The 3,356-nt window shown below is 41.9% G+C and carries 2 protein-coding genes; one reads left to right on the top strand and one right to left on the bottom strand.

Going from position 1 to position 3,356, the window contains the following annotated elements; genetic code table 11:
• Window positions 1-330: 330 nt before the first annotated feature.
• A complete protein-coding gene (locus BV375_RS25245; protein ID WP_243714047.1) occupies window positions 331-1,131 on the bottom strand; it encodes an alpha/beta hydrolase in 801 nt (266 codons plus the stop codon).
• 613 nt (window positions 1,132-1,744) lie between these two features.
• Here BV375_RS25245 and BV375_RS25240 point away from each other — a divergent pair.
• Window positions 1,745-3,356 (top strand): HEAT repeat domain-containing protein (locus BV375_RS25240; protein WP_143842207.1); only part of this gene is annotated, 1,612 nt, incomplete at its 3' end.

The raw sequence follows: 3,356 nt of genomic DNA, 5'->3' as shown, positions 1-3,356 counted from the left end.
GACTTCGTCGAACGCTCGTAATGACGGAATTCCGTGACTTTTGCGTAAGTCCTAATTCAGTTAAAACAAGATGAGAGAGAGTTGGTTAACGCTTTGCAAGTCGATGTATTGGTATAACAGTCTGACGTATTAATATCACAGCCCTACGTATTGGCATAACAGACCGACGTATTAATATCACAGCGCGATGTATTAGCATAACAGACCGACGTATTAATATCACAGCCCGACGTATTGGCATAACAGACCGACGTATTAATATTACAGCGCCATGCATTAATATTGCAGGAAGTTGTATATTGACCAATTTATGTGATGTAACGAAATGACTCAACCGTCAAGTGCTGCTATAGAATTGATTGCGATAAAATCCAGTATCAGTGATGTAAATTTCTCAGGATACCAGAGTCCCCATTCGTGCAAACCTTCTTCTACAGTAATTAATTTAGAGTTGGGAATAAGTGCCGCCATTTCTTGAGCATTACTTAATGGCGTAGTTAGGTCTTTTTCTGACCATAATAACAAACAGGGCGCTTGGATTTTTGGTAGCAGATTACTAATGTCTTCGTATAAAGAAATTAGCAACCCTTGAATTACATTTCCTGTATTGAATAATAAGTTATAGGAAAATACCAAAGGAATATCAACGAATTTCAATCTGGTTCTGGGAAGAAACATTTGCGCCGTCATTTCGATTGCCCTTCGCGGTATCATCTCCGGTATAGATGGCCCGGGAATCCCGGTACTATCTACCAGAATTACACTTGTGACTTTTTCTGGAACAAGTGTAGATAAAGTAATCGCAATACCTCCGCCTAACGAGTGTCCTACTAGATGAAATTGTTGTATATCCAAAACTTCCAGAAATGAAACCAGAAGTTTGCTATAGCTAACGTAATCGGGAATTAGCTCAGAGTAATTCGATCTCGCAAAACTGGGCAAGTCAGGAGCAATGATGCTATGGTGCTGTGCTAGTAGTTGCAGCACTTCTTGATAAGGCTCAGTAGAGATTCCCCATCCGTGTAGAAATAATATGGGAATTGAACTTGACTCTAATCTACTTTGCTGATAAAAAATAGTGCAATCTGGTAAATCAACCCGATGATTAGTTAATTGGGATTTCAAAACCACAACCTCATTTACTATGAACTCGGTAAATCACATCTACTGTGATCTAACAGTAGCAAGCCCACAGAGTTGATGAACCTTTCTCAAGGATTAGATAAGTAAAACAATTTACAGAAATTCGCACTTAAGAAACTTAGATGCAGCAAAGCATAGAACACGGATGCGAGCGCACATGGTTGCATTGTGTAATAGAGGTAGAAAAAGCGATCGCTAATTTTGGAGACTGCGTTAGGTTTAGTGTAATACCAATTCAAATAATGTTTGCGACAGATAAATTTTTTGTAGGGGCACGGCACCAGTCATACGTGTCAACTTAACGTGAAACCCTTGTTATAAGGTGATTTTGTATTCACTCACCTACCATTACGATCCTCGTCACCCCACCCCAGTTTTGTCTAAAGCCAAAACTTCCCCTCCCCGCCTGCGGGGAGGGGTAAAACGTATGTGGGATAAGCGTTGAGCTTAAGTTGACACCAATGGGCACCAGTAAGATAATTTGATATACCAAAGAATTGTGGATGCCGTGCCCCTACCCATCCGTCTAGAATTTGAGCTTATACTGATTATTCATACAGCTTAAGCAACAATTTTAGCCTTTGCTCGGTCAACTTCCTGCATGAACGCTGATTTTCAACAATACCTAGAATCTGTCTGCAACGCTTACCAACATTGGTGGGAAAAGTACACCATTACAGATGTAGAAGGGCGTAGACAAAACTCACCGTTTGAGGGCTTGATGGTAGCAACAGTGTCACCAAAGCAAGACAACCGAGGTGACACCCAAGAGAAAACAGAACGCTTACCAGTGCAGGAAGGATTACGTAAATATGCAGACAATCATGTATTACTTGTCGGAAAACCAGGTTCAGGCAAATCTACAGCGTTAGCGCGGCTGTTGTTGGAAGAAGCAGAGAAAGCAAAATCTCTAGGCGATTCCGGGTGCATACCCGTGCTGGTGGAGTTGCGGCAATACACAACTTCAGTGCTGGATTTGATACAAAATTTTTTGCACCGGCATGGATTATATATAGATGTAGAAATTAAAACCTTGTTGCGTAACAGGCAATTTTTGCTGCTTGTGGATGGGGTAAACGAGTTACCCAATGAAGAAGCAAGGCGAGAGTTAAAAACTTTTCGGGAAAATCACCCCAAAACGCCAATGATTTTCACCACGCGGGATTTGGGGGTAGGTGGGGATTTGGGAATTGAGCAAAAGCTGGAAATGCAACCCCTAACCGAAGAACAGATGCAGCAGTTTATTCGCGCCTATTTGCCGGAAACAGGTGAGGAAATGCTACAGCGTTTAGGTGAAAGATTGCGTTCCTTTGGGGAAACGCCCTTGCTGCTGTGGATGCTGTGTGATTTATTTCAACAAACAAACGATATACCGCCAAATTTAGGTTTGGTGTTTCGACAGTTTACGCAATTTTATGGCGACAAAATCAAAGATGATGTTCGAGTAGTTGAGGAGTTGCGCGGCTGGTGGAAGCAGTCATTGGAAGCATTGGCTTTCACCATGATGCAAGGAGAAACGCCAGAAGAATTGCGAGTCATCATTGATAGGCTTGAGGCGGAAGAAATGTTAACGAAGTTTCTGGAAGGGAAAGTTGATTATCCGCCTACTCGCGCCAAAGACTTGCTGAAAGATTTACTTAAGCATCATTTAATTCAAATTAGTAGCAATGAAAAAATAGAGTTTCGCCACCAGTTGATTCAGGAATACTACGCTGCGGAATGCATACTTCAGAAGCTTTCTCATATTAGTAATGAAAAGTTGCAACGGGATTATCTCAATTATTTAAAGTGGACAGAACCCTTAGCGCTGATGTTGGCTTTAGTGGAGAAAGAAGCGCAAGCAGTAGGCGTGGTGAAGTTAGCTCTAGAGGTGGATTTGGAGTTAGGGGCAAGGTTAGCAGGAGAGGTAAAGCCGGAGTTTCAGAAAAAAACTGTTGATTTAATTCTAGAGTTAGAAGTTTCTGAAGCGCTCAAGATAGAATTTTTAAAAAGCGCGCGCTCTGGGTACGGAGTTGGATTTTTAACTCGTCAACTACAACATCAAAATTCTGATCTGCGTATAACTGCCGCACGTGCATTAGGAGAAATCAAAGATAGCCAGGCGGTAGCTGCATTGATTGGTGCTTTGAACGATCAAGATTCTCGGGTGTGTAGAAATGCCGCATCTGCATTAGGAGAAATCAAAGATAGCCAGGCGGTAGCTGCATTGATTG

The organism is Nostoc sp. 106C (assembly GCF_002154725.1).
GTDB lineage: Bacteria > Cyanobacteriota > Cyanobacteriia > Cyanobacteriales > Nostocaceae > Aulosira.
The sequence above is the reverse complement of the archived record's forward strand: the minus strand, read 5'-3'. Positions and strand labels throughout refer to the sequence as shown.